The 18,845-nt window shown below is 67.3% G+C and carries 17 protein-coding genes; 6 read left to right on the forward strand and 11 right to left on the reverse strand.

Going from position 1 to position 18,845, the window contains the following annotated elements; genetic code table 11:
• The first annotated feature begins 428 nt into the window (after positions 1-428).
• Positions 429-878 carry a large conductance mechanosensitive channel protein MscL gene (gene mscL, locus WME90_RS36465; protein WP_437276674.1) on the forward strand — a complete coding sequence of 150 codons (450 nt, stop codon included), beginning with the start codon at positions 429-431 and terminating at the stop codon, positions 876-878.
• Between the two features lie 45 nt (positions 879-923).
• On the opposite strand, the gene WME90_RS36470 is transcribed toward mscL, so the two are convergent.
• The 3 genes from WME90_RS36470 to WME90_RS36480 form a co-directional block, all read right to left on the reverse strand.
• Positions 924-2,834 carry a thiamine pyrophosphate-binding protein gene (locus tag WME90_RS36470; RefSeq protein WP_437276675.1) on the reverse strand — a complete coding sequence of 637 codons (1,911 nt, stop codon included), beginning with the start codon at positions 2,832-2,834 and terminating at the stop codon, positions 924-926.
• Between the two features lie 584 nt (positions 2,835-3,418).
• Positions 3,419-4,228, reverse strand: a complete 810-nt coding sequence (locus WME90_RS36475; protein WP_437276676.1) for a class I SAM-dependent methyltransferase — start codon at positions 4,226-4,228, stop codon at positions 3,419-3,421.
• 564 nt (positions 4,229-4,792) lie between these two features.
• Positions 4,793-5,266, reverse strand: a complete 474-nt coding sequence (locus tag WME90_RS36480; protein ID WP_437276677.1) for a hypothetical protein — start codon at positions 5,264-5,266, stop codon at positions 4,793-4,795.
• Positions 5,267-5,692: 426 nt separating this feature from the next.
• Here WME90_RS36480 and WME90_RS36485 point away from each other — a divergent pair, with 426 nt between their 5' ends.
• On the forward strand, positions 5,693-6,493 hold the full coding sequence (locus WME90_RS36485; protein WP_437276678.1) for a hypothetical protein: 801 nt from the start codon (positions 5,693-5,695) through the stop codon (positions 6,491-6,493).
• A 486-nt stretch (positions 6,494-6,979) separates the two neighbouring features.
• Here the strand turns inward: WME90_RS36485 and WME90_RS36490 are convergent, their stop codons facing one another.
• The 3 genes from WME90_RS36490 to WME90_RS36500 form a co-directional block, all read right to left on the reverse strand.
• Positions 6,980-7,219 (reverse strand): hypothetical protein, encoded by a 240-nt coding sequence (locus WME90_RS36490; protein WP_437276679.1) that lies wholly within the window; start codon positions 7,217-7,219, stop codon positions 6,980-6,982.
• A 1,169-nt stretch (positions 7,220-8,388) separates the two neighbouring features.
• Positions 8,389-9,657: an nSTAND1 domain-containing NTPase gene (locus WME90_RS36495; RefSeq protein ID WP_437276680.1), complete on the reverse strand. Its 1,269-nt coding sequence runs from the start codon at positions 9,655-9,657 to the stop codon at positions 8,389-8,391.
• Positions 9,658-9,813: 156 nt separating this feature from the next.
• Positions 9,814-10,902, reverse strand: a complete 1,089-nt coding sequence (locus WME90_RS36500) for an IS1 family transposase (RefSeq protein WP_437276681.1) — start codon at positions 10,900-10,902, stop codon at positions 9,814-9,816.
• 518 nt (positions 10,903-11,420) lie between these two features.
• Here WME90_RS36500 and WME90_RS36505 point away from each other — a divergent pair.
• Positions 11,421-11,663 carry a hypothetical protein gene (locus WME90_RS36505; RefSeq protein WP_437276682.1) on the forward strand — a complete coding sequence of 81 codons (243 nt, stop codon included), beginning with the start codon at positions 11,421-11,423 and terminating at the stop codon, positions 11,661-11,663.
• On the forward strand, positions 11,664-12,227 hold the full coding sequence (gene dcd / locus WME90_RS36510) for a dCTP deaminase (protein WP_437276683.1): 564 nt from the start codon (positions 11,664-11,666) through the stop codon (positions 12,225-12,227). It begins immediately after the preceding gene.
• A gap of 53 nt (positions 12,228-12,280) precedes the next feature.
• On the opposite strand, the gene WME90_RS36515 is transcribed toward dcd, so the two are convergent.
• From WME90_RS36515 to WME90_RS36525, 3 genes are read right to left on the reverse strand one after another with little or no spacing between them, the layout of a single operon-like run.
• Complete coding sequence (locus WME90_RS36515; RefSeq protein WP_437276684.1) at positions 12,281-12,520, reverse strand: hypothetical protein; 240 nt, start codon at positions 12,518-12,520, stop codon at positions 12,281-12,283.
• Positions 12,517-13,077 carry a sigma-70 family RNA polymerase sigma factor gene (locus WME90_RS36520; protein ID WP_437276685.1) on the reverse strand — a complete coding sequence of 187 codons (561 nt, stop codon included), beginning with the start codon at positions 13,075-13,077 and terminating at the stop codon, positions 12,517-12,519. The genes WME90_RS36515 and WME90_RS36520 overlap by 4 nt, the downstream gene beginning before the upstream one ends.
• Complete coding sequence (locus WME90_RS36525) at positions 13,074-13,232, reverse strand: hypothetical protein (protein WP_437276686.1); 159 nt, start codon at positions 13,230-13,232, stop codon at positions 13,074-13,076. Before WME90_RS36525 ends, WME90_RS36520 begins: the two co-directional genes overlap by 4 nt.
• 671 nt (positions 13,233-13,903) lie before the next feature.
• Between WME90_RS36525 and WME90_RS36530 the strand changes: the two genes are divergently transcribed.
• Together WME90_RS36530 and WME90_RS36535 are read left to right on the forward strand one after the other, a co-directional pair.
• Positions 13,904-14,221, forward strand: coding sequence for a hypothetical protein (locus tag WME90_RS36530; protein WP_437276687.1), 318 nt, complete (start codon positions 13,904-13,906; stop codon positions 14,219-14,221).
• Positions 14,222-14,710: 489 nt separating this feature from the next.
• Positions 14,711-16,405 carry an adenylate/guanylate cyclase domain-containing protein gene (locus WME90_RS36535; protein WP_437276688.1) on the forward strand — a complete coding sequence of 565 codons (1,695 nt, stop codon included), beginning with the start codon at positions 14,711-14,713 and terminating at the stop codon, positions 16,403-16,405.
• A gap of 60 nt (positions 16,406-16,465) precedes the next feature.
• Here the strand turns inward: WME90_RS36535 and WME90_RS36540 are convergent, their stop codons facing one another.
• Positions 16,466-17,449 carry a phosphotransferase enzyme family protein gene (locus tag WME90_RS36540; RefSeq protein ID WP_437276689.1) on the reverse strand — a complete coding sequence of 328 codons (984 nt, stop codon included), beginning with the start codon at positions 17,447-17,449 and terminating at the stop codon, positions 16,466-16,468.
• Between the two features lie 12 nt (positions 17,450-17,461).
• On the reverse strand, positions 17,462-18,835 hold the full coding sequence (locus WME90_RS36545; RefSeq protein ID WP_437276690.1) for an MFS transporter: 1,374 nt from the start codon (positions 18,833-18,835) through the stop codon (positions 17,462-17,464).
• Positions 18,836-18,845 lie beyond the last annotated feature (10 nt).

Raw genomic sequence — 18,845 nt, forward strand, 5'->3', positions numbered from 1 at the left:
AGAGAGCCCCCCGGGGCCGGGGAACCGCTGTGTGAGAAATCGGCGTGGAGCGGCGCAGTTGGCCTCAGGTGTGGCGCTCTTGCACGCAGGGAGGGGCCCGCTTTGCTGCGAGAGCGGACGGGAGCAGGGCGAGCTGGAGACCGAGAGGGACGGCAGCGCGCTGCGCGGCAGGGAGCGCGCCGAGGGAGCGGGCGACCCCACGAGCCGCGGGAAGACCGCGCGGAGGAAGCGGAAGCGAGCGGCGAGCCGGGGTGAGCGCATGGACGAGCCCGGTGGCATCGATCGTGCTGTTGGCTGGTCGCGGGACTGCGTAGAACCTGGTGGCCGCGCCACCGCGCGGTCCGCGCAGGCGGCTGGCAACGTCCTGATTGCAGCGAGGCGACAGCGGGCGGCCGCGAGAGCAAGAGCCCCCGACGCCGGAGGAAGCGATGTTCTGGGAGGATTTCAAGAAGTTCGCGGTTCGTGGCAATGTCGTCGACATGGCCGTGGGCGTCGTGATCGGCGCGGCGTTCGGCAACATCGTCAAGGCGCTCGTGGATCACATGATCATGCCGCCGATAGGCCTCCTGACGGGCGGCATCGATTTCAGCCGGCACTACATCGTCCTGAAGCCTCCGAGCGGGCCCGGTCCGTACGCGAACCCCGAGGAGATGGTGAAGGCCGGCGCGGTGCTCCTCCAGTACGGGGTCGTCATCAACAGCCTTGTGAGCTTCTTCATCGTCGCCCTCTGCGTCTTCATGCTGATGCGGCTCATGGGGAAGCTCCACCGGAAGCACGAGGAGGAGGTGACGACGAAGGAGTGCCCCGAGTGCGCGATGAGCATCCCCATCAAGGCGGTGCGCTGCGGGCACTGCACGGCGGCGCTGAAGGGCGCGTAGCGCGCGAGGCCACCCGGGCAGGCGGCGTACCCTGCGAGCGCGACCCTACAGGCCGGGGAACGGTGTTCGCTTCTTTGTGTGCGCCGCCGAGGGGCCGCTCCTGGCTTGGGAGGAGCGCGTCGACGCGGAGCCCGAGCCGGCGGAGCGCGGCGGCGTCGCGGACATCTGCTGGAGCGACTCCACGCGCCCGGCTCCCTTGATGCGCACCGAGGCGTCGTGTCGGATGTCCAGCACGACGGGGAGCCGCGGCGCCGTGAGCGTGTCGAGCAGCTCCTTGGTGATCTGCCCGGGCCGATCGATGCGCGCGCCAGGCATCCCCATCGACCTCGCCCATCCGACGAAGTCGACCCACGGCGTCTCCCAAGCGGCCTCGTTCTCGAACTGCTGCTTGTACCCGTGATAGACCATGTTGTAGCGCGCGTCGTTGAACACGGCGTACACGATCGGGAGCTTGTGCTTCGCGGCGACCAAAAGCTCGCTCCCGGACATCTGCATACCGCCGTCTCCACAGATGCACACCACCCGGCGCTCAGGGTTGCCGATGGCATGGCCGATGGCCGAGCAGATCCCGGAGCCCATGCTCCCGAGCCCCAGGTGGATGCTGAAGCTCTTCGGCCCATGGGCCGTGAGATAGTGGAGCGCAAAGAGCATGTGCTCGCCGATGTCCGTGATGTACGTCGCGTCGGGTCCGGCGGCGGCCTCGAGATCGTGGATCACGCGGTGGGGCGCCAGGGTCGGCGACTCGTCGCCCCGAAAGCCCTCGCAGTCGAAGGGGGAGCCCTGGGTCGCCTCGGCGTGGAGTTGCGCGGCGCTCCGGCTGGAGATCCCTAGTTCGAGGGCGAGGCTGCGGACGCGCTCGACGAAGGGGTTGAGGTCTCCGTTGATCCCCAGCCGGGTGGGGAAGTTCCGGTTGAAGACCGTCGGGTCGAGATCGACGTGAACAAGGCTGCCGCCCGGGCCGATCGGCGGCGTGGGTCCCACCGAAACATCGTCGAGATCCGTGCCCAGCGCGAGCGCGACGTCGACGCCCGGGGCGGTGTACCGCCGCGCCCACCAGGAAGACGCCATTCCGAAGTTGCGCAGCGAGAAGCGGTGGTGCTCGCTGATGATCCCCTTGCCCTGCGGCGTGGTCACGAAGGGGATGCGGAGCTGCTCGATCATGCGCTGAACCGCGCCCGCGTACCGCCGGCACGCCGCGCCCACGACAACGAGGGGGCGCTGCGCGGTCGCGAGCATGTTCGCGACCTCGATCGCGATGTCGTCATTGACCTGGCTCGTGACAGCCATGCGCACGCCCTCGACATAGCGTTGCTTGACCTCGACCTGCGCGCCGCCGTGCTCGATGGGGACGATCAGCAGCGCAGGGCCGGGGTTCAGCGGGTTCGTCGCCGCCCTGAGCGCCCCGAGGGCCTGGGACGCCGCCGAGCGGGGGAGCGCCACGCGGACCACCGCGCGGGTGACGTTTTTGAGCATATCCTCGAAGCCGATGCCCTCGCGGCCGAGCGACTGGAGGAGCCGCCCGCCGGACGCCGCCCAGGCGACGTCGCCGCAGATGAGCAGCATCGGAACGCCCTCCAGGTGCGCGGCGACGACGCCGGTTACGACGTTCGTGGCGCCGGGCCCCGAGGTCACAACGACCGCCGGCACCTTCCCCGTCGCGCGCCAGTAGCCCATCGCCTCGAACACGGCGTGGGTCTCGTGGCGCGACTCGATCAAGGTCACGCCCGGAGACCGGAGGACGGCGTCGAAGACGGGCATCACCGGCCCACCGGGAAGACCGAAATACGTCGTGATACCAGCAGCCGCCAGGGCGCTCACGATGCGAGCGGTGGCGGTCTCGCGCTGAGGCTCCGGCAGGTGCGCGACGTCGGGGATGGACAGGATGCTGGAGTTGGCCCCGGACGACCGGCGGCTAGGGTCTTGTGGCGATTCAGAGGGAACGAACGGCTCTATCATGAGATCGGCTCCTCACGAATCTGGCGGGTATCGGAGGTACCGCGCCGACGCCCCCCGGGCTCGGAGCGTCTGGGGGCCTGATGAACGTGTCGTCGTGGCGGCGCGCCTGACGCCTGACACGTCGACGACGTGCCTGACCCCCGCGGTAACAAGGAAAACTTGGAACCTTCACGATGTCAAGCACATGGCAGGGATGGGTACGTTGGCTGAACGCAGGGTCTTTTGAACCGTCGAGCGCGCCAAGGCCACCGAGAAAAACCCAAAGATCTTGGCATCTTATGGCGGCTTGGCGGTTCCATCGTTCCAGCAGGATGGGGGAACTCCCCTTATCACCCACATGGCGGATACCGACACGCATAGGGTATCCATGTGGCCAGCGAGGTAGGCTCGGCGGCGACGGGACAGAACGGGGCCGGGGCGTAGGGCAAAGGGTCGAGGCGAGCTCGTTAGAAGAACCGATCTCGATAGGCCGTTGTTCCGGGTCGCCCAAACCACCTTGCTCACATTTGTGTGAGCGCCCGATTGCCGTCTGCTCGTTACAGATGGGGCGGTCTCGCATACCCCGCTCGAGCGGCTCCGCCGGATCAGTCGGCCAGCACCTCGCGCGGGCGGCGGGCGATCAGCGCGTGCCCCTCCAGGACCTCCTGAACGGTGCCGTCCGCGCCGGCGTACTTTGCGATGGCTCTGCGGACGTCGACGGCCAGGTCCTCCTCGCGCGACCCCGGCCGGCCGTGCCATGTAGCCGCGAACGACAGCGCGCGATCGACGAAGCGCTCGACGGGCGTCTCCCGCCGCTCGAGGACGGAGATGCGCTCGAGGTGGCTGAAGGCCGAGTCGAGCAGCACGGCTTCGTTCTTCGCGGCCTCGCGGATCTGCGGGCGCGCTGGGTCATCGGTCGAGTACTTGTCGATGAGCGCCTGGAACTCCTTGTGCCACAGGTTCGCCGGCACCTCGGGGTAGGTCTCTCCGAACAGCGCCACTGCGCCGCCTCGCTCGAGCAGCGCGTCCAGCGACTTGATGGTCTCGACGCGGTCCATCCAGTGGAAGGCGCGACCGATGGTCACGAGGTTGAAACGGCCGAGGTGCGGCCCGAGCTCATACGAGCTGCCGTGGACGAACCGGATCGACACGTTCGCTCGGGCGGCGTTCTCCCGGGCCGCCGAGAGCATCTCGGGTGATGGATCGACCGCGGTCACCGGCCCGGCGTGCGGCGCGAAGTCGATCGCGAGGAACCCCGGGCCGGTCCCGAGATCGAGCACGCTGGCGCCCCGATCGAGCCCGACCAGCTGGGCCACCCGGCGGCTCAGGAGCTTTGGATAGGCAGGGCGGCCGGTCGTGTAATACCGCGAAGCGGTCTTGAAGCGTTCCGGGTAGAAGAGCTTGCGTTCTGACATGGCGATGGCACCTCCCTGGCCTCAGGCCAGCGTCGCGCGCGGCGAGCCCGCGCCGTCGACGCTGCTCCTCTGCGAGCACAGGGCCGGCAGCGAGCGCGCCGGCGGCGCGGATGCGCGAGTGCGGATGACGCAAGCACGGGACGTACCAACGGCAAACACCGCGCGTTCACCGGCGCCGCGGGGCGACGCTGCTGCCTCGGGAGCAGCGCATCAGCAGCGCGGCTGGCCTGGCCATCGCCCGGTCGGGTCGATGAAGAGGACGGGGTTGCTCCAGGCGTATGTGCAAAGCCCCAGGTCGATCGGCGGGTAGGCCCCGCGGTTGATACTCCCGACCATCTACTGGCGTTGTTCGACGCGAAGCTCGTGCTGCCCGGGTGGTAGTACGGCGTCAGCGGGCCCCGGCCCCAGTCCGGATCCATCTTGCTCGCGATCCGCGTCTGCCCTGCATCGATGAGCTTCGTCATGAACCGCCCGTCCCGCAGGCGGCAGGTGCTGGTCGTGGTACGCCGTCTCCTCGCCGCTCACGTGGTGACGGTGCCCCCGCCGCTCGCCGCCTGCGCCTCATCACTCCTTTTGAAGAATGGATGCGAGCTCTGGGAACCCGCGCCGAGCAATCTGGATCTCGTCCGCAGACAGCAACATATATGCCTCGCGCTCATGCGAAATCGTAACAAGCAACGCGTCTCCGTTGCGGCGGAGGAAGCAGGGGTCCTCCGGTGCGTCGGGATGAATCCAGCTGAACAAGCTGGCCGCTCGTTGCTTCAGCCATTTCTGAAGTCCCTCGCCAGAGGAGTACCGATAAACAGTAGCCTCGTCGGCATACAGCGCGGTCCCAGGCCATTCTTTTTCCCGGGATGAACCCAAAAGAAATGGGCTCAGGAGGTCCAGCTGGCTCTTGATAGAATCTCCCGGATCTAGGTGCGGATCCCGTACGACCAGGAGCATCGTCGGAGCCATCCTACAACAAAATTCTACCAGCTGTTCATACACGACCCCTCTTGGCTCATCCGTAAAAACGTAGCAGTCCACTTCTTTCATTCCTTGCATCGGCTTCGCTTGACGGGGATGTGGTCGACCGGGCACGTGACCGTGCGGCTTTTGTCCATGCCTGGGCGTGGAGCTCGATGAGCAAGAGAACGCAGCCGGCGCACCGCCGCCACACCCGTCTCATCCACCTGGAGCCATCGCTTTCCTCCGCGGCCGCAAGCTGAGCAAAAGACATCGAAATAGCAATTACAAACGATAACAGACCGGGCGGCCTCGCCACGAAATACGCGAGATCCGCCCTCTTCTGGGCACGAATTCGACGCCCCCGCAGGCGCTCCGTCTCCGAGCCATCGAATTCGGACTACCGGATGCCGAGAAGTTCGTTATCCTGTGACGCTCAAGCAATAATCCTTGGCTCCCCTCTCGACCGCCCGTGCGGCGAGGGGGCGGCCGACCACGCCATTCACGGAGGTGACCTTGCGCAATCTCACGATTGGGGACCTGAAGCTCGCGCTGCGCGACCTGCTCGACGAGAGGGCCGAGGAGCTTCGGCTCTCGGCCACGGGCAGGCTGTACGAGCCGCGGCTCCGGGCGAAGCAGAGGGAGATCGATGCGATCCCCGAGGCCGCTGGCACCCAGGCGCCGCTCGCCCGGGAGCTCTCCGAGGCCGACGTCCGGCACGACGGTCTCGGGGCGGCCATCTTCTTCCTCTCGAAGGCCATCGAGGCGCACCCCTCGCTGCCGCCGGAGCTCAAGACGGCGGCCGCCGCCGCGCAGCAGGCGTTCGTCCCGAAGCTCGACGTGCTGCGCGCCCCTTATGCGGACGAGGCCTCGGCGGCGCTCGAGAACCGGCCTGAGCTGACCCGGCTCAAGGCGGAGCTGAAGTCCGTCGCCACGCCCGGTGGGGGTAGCCTGCACGACTGGGGCAAGGCGTTCGTCGCCGCCGGGGACGAGATCGACAAGCTCCTGCGCAGGCGCGCCACGCTCCTCGCGACGGGCGAGAACGCCTCGGCCACCGGCCCGCTCCGCGGCGCCGTGGTCGGGCTGCTGGGGCGCTTCCGGGAGGCGCTGCGGGACGAGATCCAGGAAGAGGGCAGCAAGCTGCCGGCGGACCACGAGGCGCGGCTGTTCGCGTACGTCGACAAGCTCAACGGCGATCGCGAGCGGGCCCTGCGCGGGCGCGCGGCGCCGGAGCAGGCCGCGCCCACGCCACCCGGCCCGCCCACGGAGCCCAGCGCCTCAGCGCCGGCCGCGCCGGTGGTGAGCGCCGATCCCTAGCTGTAGCCGGCGAGGCTCGCGGCGACATGCCGGGGGCGTGAGCTGCGGGGCGCCGAGGATGTCGCGACATCCCCGGCGCCTGCTCGGCCAGGCACAGGCCCGTGTTCGACATGCCCGGGAGCCCCGCCGAGCAGGCACCCGCTCATGTTCGACATGCCCGGGAGCCTCGCCGAGGGTAGTGCTCAATTTTGAGCAACGGGCCTCGGTCAGCCTTGACGGCACACAGCGGTCACCGGGTCCCCTGCCGATCCGAGCCCGAAAGCCGCCACACAGCCTCGGCTGCACGCTCTTCCTCGGACGGCTCTCGCTGGAGGCGGCGAACGTGGGCGCATGGAACCCAGATACACCTGGGGGCTTCCTTGTCGGTCCATATGACCAGGAGACCGCCGCTTCGCTCGTACAGCGTGGCGTGGACAATGCCCGTAAGCCCAGGCACGGCGACGTGCTCCACCACGTCGCCATTCTGCGGGCGGTTCATGTCCGGGTTCATCCGTCCTCCGCTGGCATCGGCGCTGCGAGCAGCCTGTCGATGGTCTCCTGGCAGCACTTCGCAACGTGACGCGCTTGGCCTGCGACACGAAGGGGTTCTCTCGGGTCCTTGCCGATCCTGCGCGCATCGTTGGCTTCGCGCTCGTGCTGCTCCGCCCACTGAGTGTACTCGTCGCGCATCAGCGTCATGCGCCGGATGAAATCAACCCTGATCTCTTCTTCGTCGCCCCAGTTCATCTCACGCTCCTTCGTGTGGCGCACTGCCAGTCCGCTTCCGGCCCGTCGTCATGAGGCTACCACGCGCGCGGTGTCGCCCGTCAGCGCTCGCTACCGACCGCGCAAAAACGCCCGGTCAGCCACAGGCCAACCGGGCGGTGCGATCCGCGACCGGCGTGATTACCGGCGCAGCGTCTTACTGGTCCTCCGCCTCGGAACAGGCGCTGCCGACGTGGCATGCTGAGCACTCGGCTGCCGGTCCGGCGCCAGGCGGTGAGGGCCAGCGATCCTCACCTCCAGCCGAATGGCCCGGTAGCCAAACTCGTACGCATACACACGGCGCTTCAGTCCCCAGTGCCAGTAGCTGGAGACGTAGACGAATCTGTAGCCCGCGCGGGGCTCATCTGCGGCCATATGATGGCCTCCTTGCACGATAGCGTGAACCACGGCTTGTCTCGGCGGAGCCAGCCCGCCAAGTCGCGAGACTCCGTTGTCCGTGCGCACCGATGCGTAGAGCCGTAACTACGACCGGCACACCCACTCACGCTCTATAGACGCGATCGTTTGATCGCATGGCACACCGATCCCCGCTGCGACGCGAAAGTCGCCAAAGGGGGCTTGCGCGGCACCCTTCAAGCGGGTAAGGTGGCGGTTGTTGGGTGCCGCTAGCCTTCCCCGCATGGGGCCGGTTGGTGTCGCGCAAGCCGGTTACTGAGACCGGCCCGGGCCGTAGGTAGCGTTGGCGCGCTCCTTGCGGCCCGAAGTTTTTTGTGGTGCTGCTCTCCGCTACGCCCTCATCCCCTCCGTGGGCCGCGTACGCGGCACGGATAGATCAAACACCGATGTCATGTACCCCGATGTAGGTTTGTGATCAAGCGATTTGATCACTGAACTGATCAGGGCTGAACAGCCTATCGCATGTTCAGGTGGGAGAACGTGGGGTCCACCCATCGAACATCGATCGTGGCGCCTTGTGCCAAGGTCCCTGGGCGGTGGGCGGCTCTGGCGGCGACAGGCGTCCGTCAGTGCACAGATGATCCAAGCGGACCGCGAGCGCCACGTCTTCCGCGCCGCGCTGCTGACGAGGTAGCGCAGATAGACGAAGGCGCGTTGGACCATATCGCGTGCTGGGTCTACGAACCTCCAACCGGAATCGGACGCTAGCGTCTCAGCCATGGGCGACTGCCGTGTCACTGCCGCGCCGGCACGCGAGCGGCGAGAAGTCGCTCGGCGTCTTTGATCGAGATCAGCCCCTCTGCGACGCCGCGCATTACAACGTACGGTTGTAGGAGTGGGTTCTTGAACCGGTACCTAAAACGGCGAGCCACCCCTATTTTCTGCAAGATGTCACCGCGCCCCGCGCTAGCGAATTTGTTCAGGTGGCCAGCGAACGCTGGGATATCTAGATCTTGCCCTATGACCTTCAGCGAGGGTCTGATCGATGCAGGTGTGAAGCACCCCAGCTCGTCTGTTGCCGTAAGAGCGCACGCCAGCAGAATGTCGCGAAACAGCAAGGTTTTTTGAGGCGTCGATACAGCTTTGAGATAGGCGTCAAGAACTGACTGCGACGCATCCGCCAACGCCGCTTCTATGCCATGGTTCACATCGTCGAGACCCACGTTTGTGGATCCGCGCTCGGCTGCGTAGCGCACTGAATGGAGGCCCAGCAAGTGTACGTAGTGCGGCAAGCCCTGCGAAAGCCGAACAATTCTCTCCTTGGCATCGTCGTCGCATGTTGTTCCCAGAGCGACCATCGCCTTCGCAATAATCTCCGACAGCTCGTCCGAGCGCATCCGCGGAAGCAATATTTGGACTATGGCGCGCTCGACGCTTGCGTGCGATGCGATCAGCGCATCGACGCTGTCGCCCACGCCAACCAGAACGATCGTGGAGCTGACTGCGTAATCAGATAGAGCTTTAATCGTCTCTGCGAACGCGTTCGATACGCGCTTGTCGGCGATCTGGTCAAACTCATCGAAGATAAACACGATCTTGGCATCTATCTGCCTCAGAGCCATGATGACTTCGTCAGGCTCCGGCTCGTCGGAAAGCGACGATGCCAAGGTTTTTACCTCCTGTATGACGTCGTTTGAAAAGCCTATTCTTGGCTTAGTCACGGTCAGCGTGACTGTTGAGAAGGCCCGTTTCCAGATTCTGCCATACGTGTCCCCTTCATGGCAATTCTGCCGTACGGACATAATCTTGGACGGGCCGCTGAGAATGTGGGTCACCGTGCTCGCCAGCGACGTCTTGCCGACGCCGCGCTCGCCGTAAAGCACAACGTGCTGTCCCTTGGCGCCGATGGCGTCTAGCGTCTTCCTGAGTTGCTTCAAGCGGCCAGCAAACAGGCGTTGCTGGTCGATCGGCGCAGACGGCGTGAAGACGCGTCCCGCATTGAATTCAATGTCCCTGAACTTCTGGTCACCCTTACGGGCTCCATGTTCCTTGTTGTCGGCCATCTTGCCTCGTACGCCGCAGAACTTGTACTAGTTCGACATCTGACGCATGCTCAAGGCTCATAGTACATGGTCGATCGCCTGCGTCAAGCGCATAGTAATCCGGCGCCGGCCGTGGATCGGCCGCGGACCGTCTGCTGGCGGGGGGCGGAGCGGGACCTACGGGTCGTCGAACAACGAGAGCTGCACCATCCGCCTCGTTTTCGGCGAGGGAGGCGGCTCTGACGGCGGGGGTTCCGGTTCCGCCGGAGCCGCTCCGGACGCCGCAGGGGGCACAGGCTGAGCCGGTGCGCTCCCGACAAGCCGGAGGAACCCGCGACCGTTCGGCAGCGCCCGCGCGGGCGTCGTAGGCGTCCCCGGGGGCGGCTCCGGGAGCTTGAGCGCCCTCGGCTTGGGCGGCTCCCCTGCCGCCTCGGAGAGCGCTGCGGCGACGAGCTCCTCCACGCTCCAGACGTGGTCGGTCAGCCCGGCCTCCATGGCGGGAGTCACGCGCAGCGCCTCGTGCGGGCGGCAGAAGTTGTAGAACAACATGTGCAGCGCGACGGCTGCCTTGTGATGCGGGAGACGCTTGCTGAAGCCGTTGCAGAGTCGCGTGAACCTGCGGATGTGCATGCGGATCGTGAGGTTCTGCCGCTCGACGTGCGACGTGCTCGCGCGCTGCAAGTCGGGTACGCCGAACACGGGCGTCTTCGTGATGAACGGGTCGCGCGGCGGCTCGTAGCGGTGCTCGTCGTCCCTGCGCGCCTTCCGGTTGTAGCGCTTCACGACCTGTGCGTAGTCGACCGAGCCCACGAGCGCGAACGCGCCACCGACCGCGGCGACGTAGGGCGCCCATCCGTCGCTGTACAACTGCGGGATCGTGACCAGCCGCGCGCGCAGGTCGGCTATGAACGCGTTCGTATTCGCCTCGTCGCGCTTCCCGACGCGGTACGAGATCACGCGCTTCGACGCGCTCGCCATGCCGACGAAGACGTAGGCTTCGCCGACCTCGGGCGAGTCGCCCGGCAGGACCCGCGCCTGCTTCTTCTGGACGTACGACCAGATCTCGTCGACCTGGACCGTTCGGCAGTCGACGTCGCGCACGAGCCGGTTGTGGAGCCGCTCGCAGCCTTCGCCGACCCGGAGCAGCAGCGACAAGATCGCCGGCTGGCTCACGCTGGTGAGCCTCGACGTGGGCCGGATGCCCGCTCCCTCGACAAGATGCGCCACGACCTCGACGCGCTTCGCCATCGGCAGCACGTGTGCCATGCAGGGCCTTGCCTCTCCCCGAACGGGGGCCCATGCTGCACGTGCGTCGTGCGCAGGGCGGGCCTACCGCTCGGCGTTCCGCAGCCCTGCTTCCGGGGACCAGCCGGGGGCAGGGCGCCTTCGTCTAGAGTCCTCTGATTATAGCGATTTCGCCGGGGAAAACCGCCGATGGCTGCTGGAACAGGCGGCCCGTGCGACGAACAATGTCATATCTAACGTGCTGAACGGCCTGGCTCTGTCGTCCTGATGAGCGCCCGAACCGTTACAAGCGAGCGACCTGACCGGCTCAAATGTCGCAGTAGTTTCCCCTTGACGATCCTGCTCGTCTGTGGAAATAGCACAAATCGTGCCAGAGATGTTCCGCGAACCAAGTACTGAAAATTAGTGCAACGCACCGATGACATCTCTATACGGTCGGCCGTAGACTGCGACTGTACAGACAGTCGCGGGCTGCTGTCCGGCGGGACTGTGCCGAGCTAGTCGAAGCGGACGCTCATTCAGTAGGAGGAGTTCGAGACATGAAGATCAGAGCAGAGTTGATCATGGACGGACCTGGCCCGAATGAACGACTGATCAAGGTCACGACGGCAGACGGCAGAAGCGAAGAGGTTGTGGTGCATGAGAACTCCTTCTCAAACGGCTACCTCCAGACTTCTAGGCCGCTAGCTGTCAAGGACAAGCGAGCTCTTATCGAGCTGCCGCGCGAATCTGTGTCTGGCAATTGGAGGTTGTGGGTCAAAGAAGACGCGGTGGTATGCTAAATGATACTCACCGACAGGGAGATCGAGGTAGCGTTATCCACTAACGCCATCCGGATTGTACCTGCGCCAGACGCCTCGTCATATGCGTCTACAAGCCTCGATCTCACGCTCGACTCTAAGGCGCGCCGCTGGAACACAAGTAACACAAAAGGGATCGAGCAGCCGATCATATGCCCAGGTTCAGATGGTTACAGTTACCAATCGGTAGTGCAACAGTGCACGACTGACATCACCATCGCCACTGACGGGTATGTATTAGAGCCTGGCGCGTTCCTTTTGGCATGGACTCGAGAATTTGTAGAGCTGCCATACCAGTCGAGACTTGCCGCAAGGGTTGAGGGCAAGAGCTCGCTTGCGCGTCTAGGGGTCGGAATCCACGTTACTGCGCCGACTATTCATGCTGGCTTCAGTGGGCAGATACAACTAGAGGTTTTTAACCACGGGCAACTGAGGATCCGCCTCACGCCAGGGCTTAAAATTTGCCAGTTGATATTTGAACAGACGGCTGGAACGCCTGAGAAGGGCTACAGCGGAATGTTTTCTGGCCAAAGCTCTACCACCTAGTATCGCCTCGCCACACGAAAACGTTCGCGCGTAGCGCATCGCCGATGGGGAGCCTACTCCCGACGCACAAAGTGCCGCTCGATGGCGTCGAGGATCTGCAAGGCGCCGCGCGCTTCGGCCACGGCCTCGCATTCGGCGCGAGTCGTAGCGCTCATCTGAGCGACAAGCACGGCGGCCCAGAGCCGGTTGCGGTCCCAGGGGTGGACGATGTACGGATCAAGGGCGCGCGCCCGCTCCGCGATGTAGGCGAGGTCTTCCGGGGCCAGCGCGCGGCGTGTCTCGCGGTTGCTCATCGGCACCACCTCTTGAGCCGCAGAGCGAGCGCTTCCCGAGCGATGCGGAGCCTGGACGCCGCCGTGTGTGGGTTCATCCGGCGCCGTCGGGCGTACGCGACGAGGCTCTCCGGGCTGTCGACGGAGAGGAGCGCGTCGACCTGCCAGTCCGGGAGCTCGGTCATGGCGTCGAGCACCTCACGCGCCTCGATCTGGGCGTGCATGTCGATGCCGACGGGCTCGCGGAGCAACCCGAGCGGCGACGGATGGAGCACGGCGCGCCGCGACCACGCGCTGTGGATGTAGTGCGAGGCGAGGCGCCACGCGATCCCGTGGAGCCACTTCCGGAGCGCGTCCCTGGGCTTGTCTCGCGGGTCAGGTCTGTAGAGCCCCCGACGGACGGCGTTCCAGGCGTTGAGCAACACCTCGGCCTCCACGTCGCGGCGGTCGCGCTTCGGGATGCCGGCGAGCGTCGCCAGGACGATGCCGCGCTCGGCCATGATCGCCTCGATCGTCGGCTTCTTCTTCGGGTGTCGCGCGGTTGGCTGGCTCTTCGCCCCCTTCCGCCGGGGCTTCATCCGCTCCTCCCGCACGTCGGGCAGCGGTGGACCACAGCGAGCCCGTCGAGCAGCTGCTCGACGGTGACGCCCGCTGCCTTCGCAGCCCGCAGCGCGGTAGCGGGCGAGCCGTTGGCCCGTCCGTTCGCGATGCTCTCGACCGCGATGACGGACATGTCCATCACCTCGGCCAAGCAGGACCACGAGCCGTACGCGGATCGAAGGCTGCGCAATGCCGCCCGGAGACGCTTGCGCTGGGTTGGGGTCAGGGAAAGGCAGGGGGAAACACGGCGGCGGCGCGCGGGCGCACCTTCGCCTTGCCCACCATCGGGAGGGATCAGGTACAACTGCATCGTCGGACCTCGCTGTAACGGGGTTCGGCCACGCAGCCCGGGCGACGGCAATCGCCGCGGGCTGCACTTCCTTGGGTCGAACGCTACGGACCGAGATCGACGTTCGCCACGCGAATCAGGCTATTTTGAGCACTCCCGCTCAAAGTTGAGCACTACCTCGTCGAGCAGGCACCCGCCCATGTCCGACATGCTGGCCGCCCGACCGGTGAGGCCCACGCCCATGTCCCCAATTCCCGGGGCGTGGTCGAGCGGGCTCCCGCCCATGTCCTGCCGCCTGCTCAGAGAGGCGCCTACCCACGTCTCGACATCTCCCGCCCGCCCGGTCGGATGATGTCCTGACGAGGACAGCCGTCTCCGATCCTCTTCCACACCTTCCTCGTCGGATACGCACCCAGCGGCTGGCAATGCCCTCGGGCCGACCCTATGCGATGGGTGTGTTGCAGCAGGAATGGCAAGGCGCCGATCTCTGCTCCAGCACAGAGGAGGGGGCGATCATGAATCGTGCCAAGGTTGTCATGTCGGGCCTGGGTGCGGCGCTGGCGCTCGTGACGAGCACGGTGCTCGCGGTGCCCACGGAGTGCAGCATTGGAGCTTCACTGCGAAACTACGATGCCGCGAAAAGGAGGGAACAGCGGTACGTGGAGGGGCTCTTCAAGAGCTCGTACGGATGTCGGGAGCTCGAGAGGTTCGCGGCCGACATGTACGATTTGATCCCGCGCGCGGGGGCCGCGGATGTGTGCGAGATCCTGGGCATTCGCGACGGCATCCTCGAGACGGTCGCAGAGATCCGGAACGCGTGTATCGGCCGCTGATGCAGCCTGCACCCCTCCAGCACGAGGCTCGGTGGCGATGGGCGTCTCTGGTAGAGGCCGGTCCAGGTTGACGCCGACGGCATCGATCTCCGGTGGATGTGGTCGCCGCCACCCGGTGGTGCTGCGCCGCGGTTGTCAGCCTCGTCGTCGATGACGAGCACCGCGCAGCGGTCTCGCCAGCAGCCGGTGATCGCCTAGAGCACAGAACAGGTTGAAATTTGCCTGAATTCAATGGGCTGCTAGGCCCGACCGATCTGCCGTGAAGCAAGCTCCAAGGGCAAGCAATGGGGGGAAAGAGAGCAACCGCAAGGGCGCAAGGGGCGAGAGGAACCAGAGATGAGATATTTTCTTGCCTTCCCCTTGCGCCCCTTGCGCCCTTGCGGTTGCTCTTCCCTTCTGTTGATTTCCTCAGGACTCCAACGTGATCGGCGCGCTACCCGGACGAAGCGCTGTCCACCGGGAGCGGACTTTGCTTTGATGGCGGTCTTCATGTTCCGCCTCAGCACCGTTCGCGCCAAGCTCACCGTCCTCGTCGCGCTCTCTTCGCTCGCGACCCTCGCGGCCCTGCCCGTGTTGTCCTGGGTGATGCACCGGCAGCTCATCGCGCAGATCAGCGAGCGTGTCCCGCGGGCGATCCGCAACTTCCGGCTGGAGCTCAGGCAGCAGCAGCGCGCCATCTCGACGACCTCACGCCAGGCGTCCCGTACGCGCGAGCTGGTCGAGGGGCTCCGGCTGCGGAACGAGGCGGCCGTGGGGACGGCGCTCGAGGCCGTCATCGCCGCTCATCCCAACGTCGCCATCGCCGCCTTCGACGAGCTCGGCGAGCTGGTCGCGGCGAGGGGGCTCGATGCGCCGCCGCGGAGCACAGACGACGTCCCCGGGCTCACAGAGGGACTCTCGGGTATCGCCGAGATGGACGACCTGCGGGACGTGCTCGTCCATGGGTGTGATGGACAAGCAGGCTCGCCGCCTGCGTACATGATCGCCCAGCGCGCGAGGAGCGACGCCGGATCGCTGCTCGCCTGCATCCCCATCGATCACACGTACTTCGACGAAGCGGCGACGAGGCTCGGCGTGGAGATCGCGCTCGTCGATCCGTCGGGCAAGAGGATCACCGGCACGGCGCGCTTCCCGGCCGAGCTGCTCCAGGGCGCCGTCATCGGCGACGAGGCCCACCCCACGAGGGTCGAGGACGCGAGCTCGCTCTGGGCCCTCTCCCGCTTCGCGCCCCGATCGCTGCAGGGCAAGGCCGGCGATTTTTCGATCGTCATGGCGCTCGACGTGAGCGACGTCCGGAAAATCGTGCGCCAGAACCTGATGTTCGCGGCCGGGGTGCTCACCCTCGCGGCGCTCGTCTCGCTGATCCTCGGCGCGCGCCTCGCGACCACGATGTCGCGCGCGCTCTCCCGCGTGAACGTCGCCCTCAAGCAGCTCGAGCAACAGCACTACGTCCATGTGGAGGCGGTGAATACCGGCGACGAGCTGGAGGATCTCGCGACAGGCTTCAACTCGATGGTCGACGGCCTCAAGGAGCGCGACAAACTCCGCAGCACCTTCGGCAAGTACATGACCGAGTCCGTGCTCGAACACCTGCTCTCCGGCAAGGTGCAGCTCGGCGGAGAGACGCTCACCGTCTCGATCCTCTTCTCCGATATCCGGAGCTTCACGACCATCAGCGAGAGGATGAACGCCCATGAGCTCGTGGGGCTCCTCAACGAGTATTTCACCGAGATGGTGGCCATCATCCTCGACGAGGGCGGGGTCGTCGATAAGTACATCGGCGACGCGATCATGGCGGTGTTCGGCGCGCCCGTCCCCAGGCCGAACGACGCCGTGCGCGCCGTGCGCGCGGCCGTCCGCATGCGCGCCGCGCTCGAGCGCTTCAACGAGCGGCTCGCCAAGCGGGGTATCCCGGCGCTGAAGACCGGTGTCGGGATCCACACCGGCGAGGTCGTCGCCGGCAACATCGGCAGCGAAGCCCGGATGGAGTACACGGTCATCGGCGACGCGGTGAACCTCGCCTCGCGCCTGGAGAGCGCGACAAAGGAGCTCGGCGTGAGCGTGCTCCTCAGCGAGGACACACACGTCCTCGTGAAGGACGTCTTCAACACACGTCCAATCAGCGAGATCACGGTCAAAGGCCGGATGCAGCCGGTGATGACCTACTCCGTGGCGGATCCGTGACGGGCGCCGAGCGGCCATAGCGCATCGAGGCGCTCGGCGCGGCGGGGCGCGCGTGCCTCGTCAGCCCTCCGCGAGCAGCCGCGCGATCTCCCCGCGCTGCCGCCGCGCCGAGCGCGCCAGCGAGAGCTGCCCCGCCGCCCGGTGCAGGTTGTGCGAGACCCGCGTCGGGAAGCGCGCCGGATCCCAGCCGAAGTACCGGTCCTCGAAGGCGTCACGGCAGAAGCGCGCCGCGAGCTCCAGGGCGATCCGCTCCGCCGCGTCGACGAGCGCCTCCCGCTCCTCCGCGCCGAGCGGCCGCGCCTCGCGGTAGCCGGCGACCGAGGCGGCGAAGACGTCTAGGTCGAAGCGCGTCTCGGTCGAGTCCTCCCCGACCGGGTTGCACCACGACCGCCACGCGTCGCCGAGCTCCACGTCGAGCGACTGGAGCGCGAGGGTGTCGAGATCGAGCAGGCAGATCCCCTCCCCCGCCTCGGAGAAGCGCAGGTTCGAGATCTTGAGGTCGCCGTGGCAGTGCCGGACCGGCAGGTCGAGCCGCCCCCGCCACGTGCGAAAGCCGTCGAGGATGGCGTCCGCCAGCCGCCGCCCCTCGCCGCCCGTGGCCGCGCCGTCCAGCCGCTCCATGTGGAGCGCCGTGTCGTGCGCGCCGGCGCGGACGTGGCGGTACACGTGCTCGAGGTCGTCCACCGCGCGGTGGAACCGGGCCACGAGCTCCCCCGCGGCGCGCGCCAGCGCCGGCGAGCCGACCCGGTGGTGCGTGCGGCCAGGGACGAAGTCCATCACCCGCCACACCGCGCCCGCGCCATCCCGCGCCCAGAGAGCGCCGTCGCCGGCGCGCAGCAGGCGCGGCGTCGCAAGGCCGCGGGCGGCGAGGTGAGACGTCACCGCCTCGATGTCGTCGTGGACCTCGGGGGCGAAGACAGGGCTCACCCGCTGGACCACGTACCGCGGCGGGTCGCCGGCCAGCCAGGTGCCGTTGAGGAGGCCCTCGTCCTCGCAGCGGCGCACCGAGAGGCCGCGCAGCGACGCCCAACCGTCCGGGATCATCGGAGCGGGAGGCTAGCCGCGCTCGGTCTCGGGCGGCAAGGGATGCGGCCCCGGCTCGGGCGGCAAGGGATGCTGCGCCGGGACCGCCGGGACCGCCGGGACCGCCGGGACCGCCGGGACCGCCGGGACCGCCGGGACCGCCGCGGCCCGCCGGCGCAGCACCCACTGGACCCCGAGCCAGGCGACGACGCCGGCGCCGAGGCCGAGCCAGGCGGAAGCCGCGGGCACACCGACGCGCTCGACTAGGACCGCCCCGCCGAGCAACGTCCCGCACAGGCCGACCGTGAGGGCCAGGTTGTCGATGGCCGAGAGCCGGCCGACGAAGCGATCCGGCGAGAGCCGCTGGATCTCCGAGCTCGACAGGACCCAGTTCGCCCCGCTGCCCAGGCCCCACACGAGCGCGACCGCGAGCAGCGCCGCCGGGTGGCGGGTCACCGCGAACACCGCGATCGCCCCGAACGTCAGCCACGCGGCCCCGGTCGCCGCGAGCTCGCCCCGCAGGCCGCGACGGACCAGCGCGACGCCGGCCAGCGGGCCGACCCCGGTCCCCGCGCCGCGCACGCACTGGAGGACCCCCAGCGTGAGCGCGCCCGTGCCCGCGAAGGGGAGCTGCGTCGCGAGCAGGTTGAGCAAGAGCAGCGCCCCGCCGTTCGCCATGTGGACCGGCGTCTTCGCGAGGACCGCGTCGAGCAGCCGCGGCCGCTCCCACGCGTGCTGCCACGCGAGCACCATGTCGCGGCGCACCGACGCGAGCGCCGCCAGGATGCCGCCCTCCGCACGCCCCTCCGCCACCATCGGCGGGAGCCCGCGGAGGAACAGCGCCGACAGGCCGAACGACGCCGCGTCCAGGGCGAGCGCCGCCGCAGGGCCGAGCCCCGCGATCAGGCCGCCGACCGCCATCCCGACCGCGAACATGACGCTCCACGTCGCCGACGCGATCGCGTTCGCCTCGAGCAGCTCGTCCTCCTCGACGACGTGGCGCAGCACCGCGCTCTGCGCCGGCAAACGCAGCGCGCCCACCGACGCGCGCGCGAAGACGAGGACCTGCAGCCCGATCACGCTGCCGAGGACCGCGGCGCCCAGCATGCCGACCGTGAGCGCCCCCTGCACAACGCTCGTCGCGACGAGCAGCCACCGCCGATCGAGCCGGTCCGCGAGCACGCCCGCCACCGGCGCGAACAGCGCGATCGGGAGGTGGTGCCCCACCATCACCAGCGCGAGCGCCACGACCCCGCCCCCCTCACCCCCCAGAGCGAGCAGGCTCACCGCGACGAAGCTCATCCAGTCGCCGAGCAGCGAGACGACCTCGCTCATCCAGACGCGGCGGAACGCAGGCCGACGGCGGAGCAGGCCCGGACGGTGCTCCGGGCGCCTGGCGCTGTTCATCCAGGGCACA

The sequence above is a fragment of the Sorangium sp. So ce375 genome, assembly GCF_051473855.1.
Classification (GTDB): Bacteria; Myxococcota_A; Polyangia; order Polyangiales; family Polyangiaceae; genus Sorangium.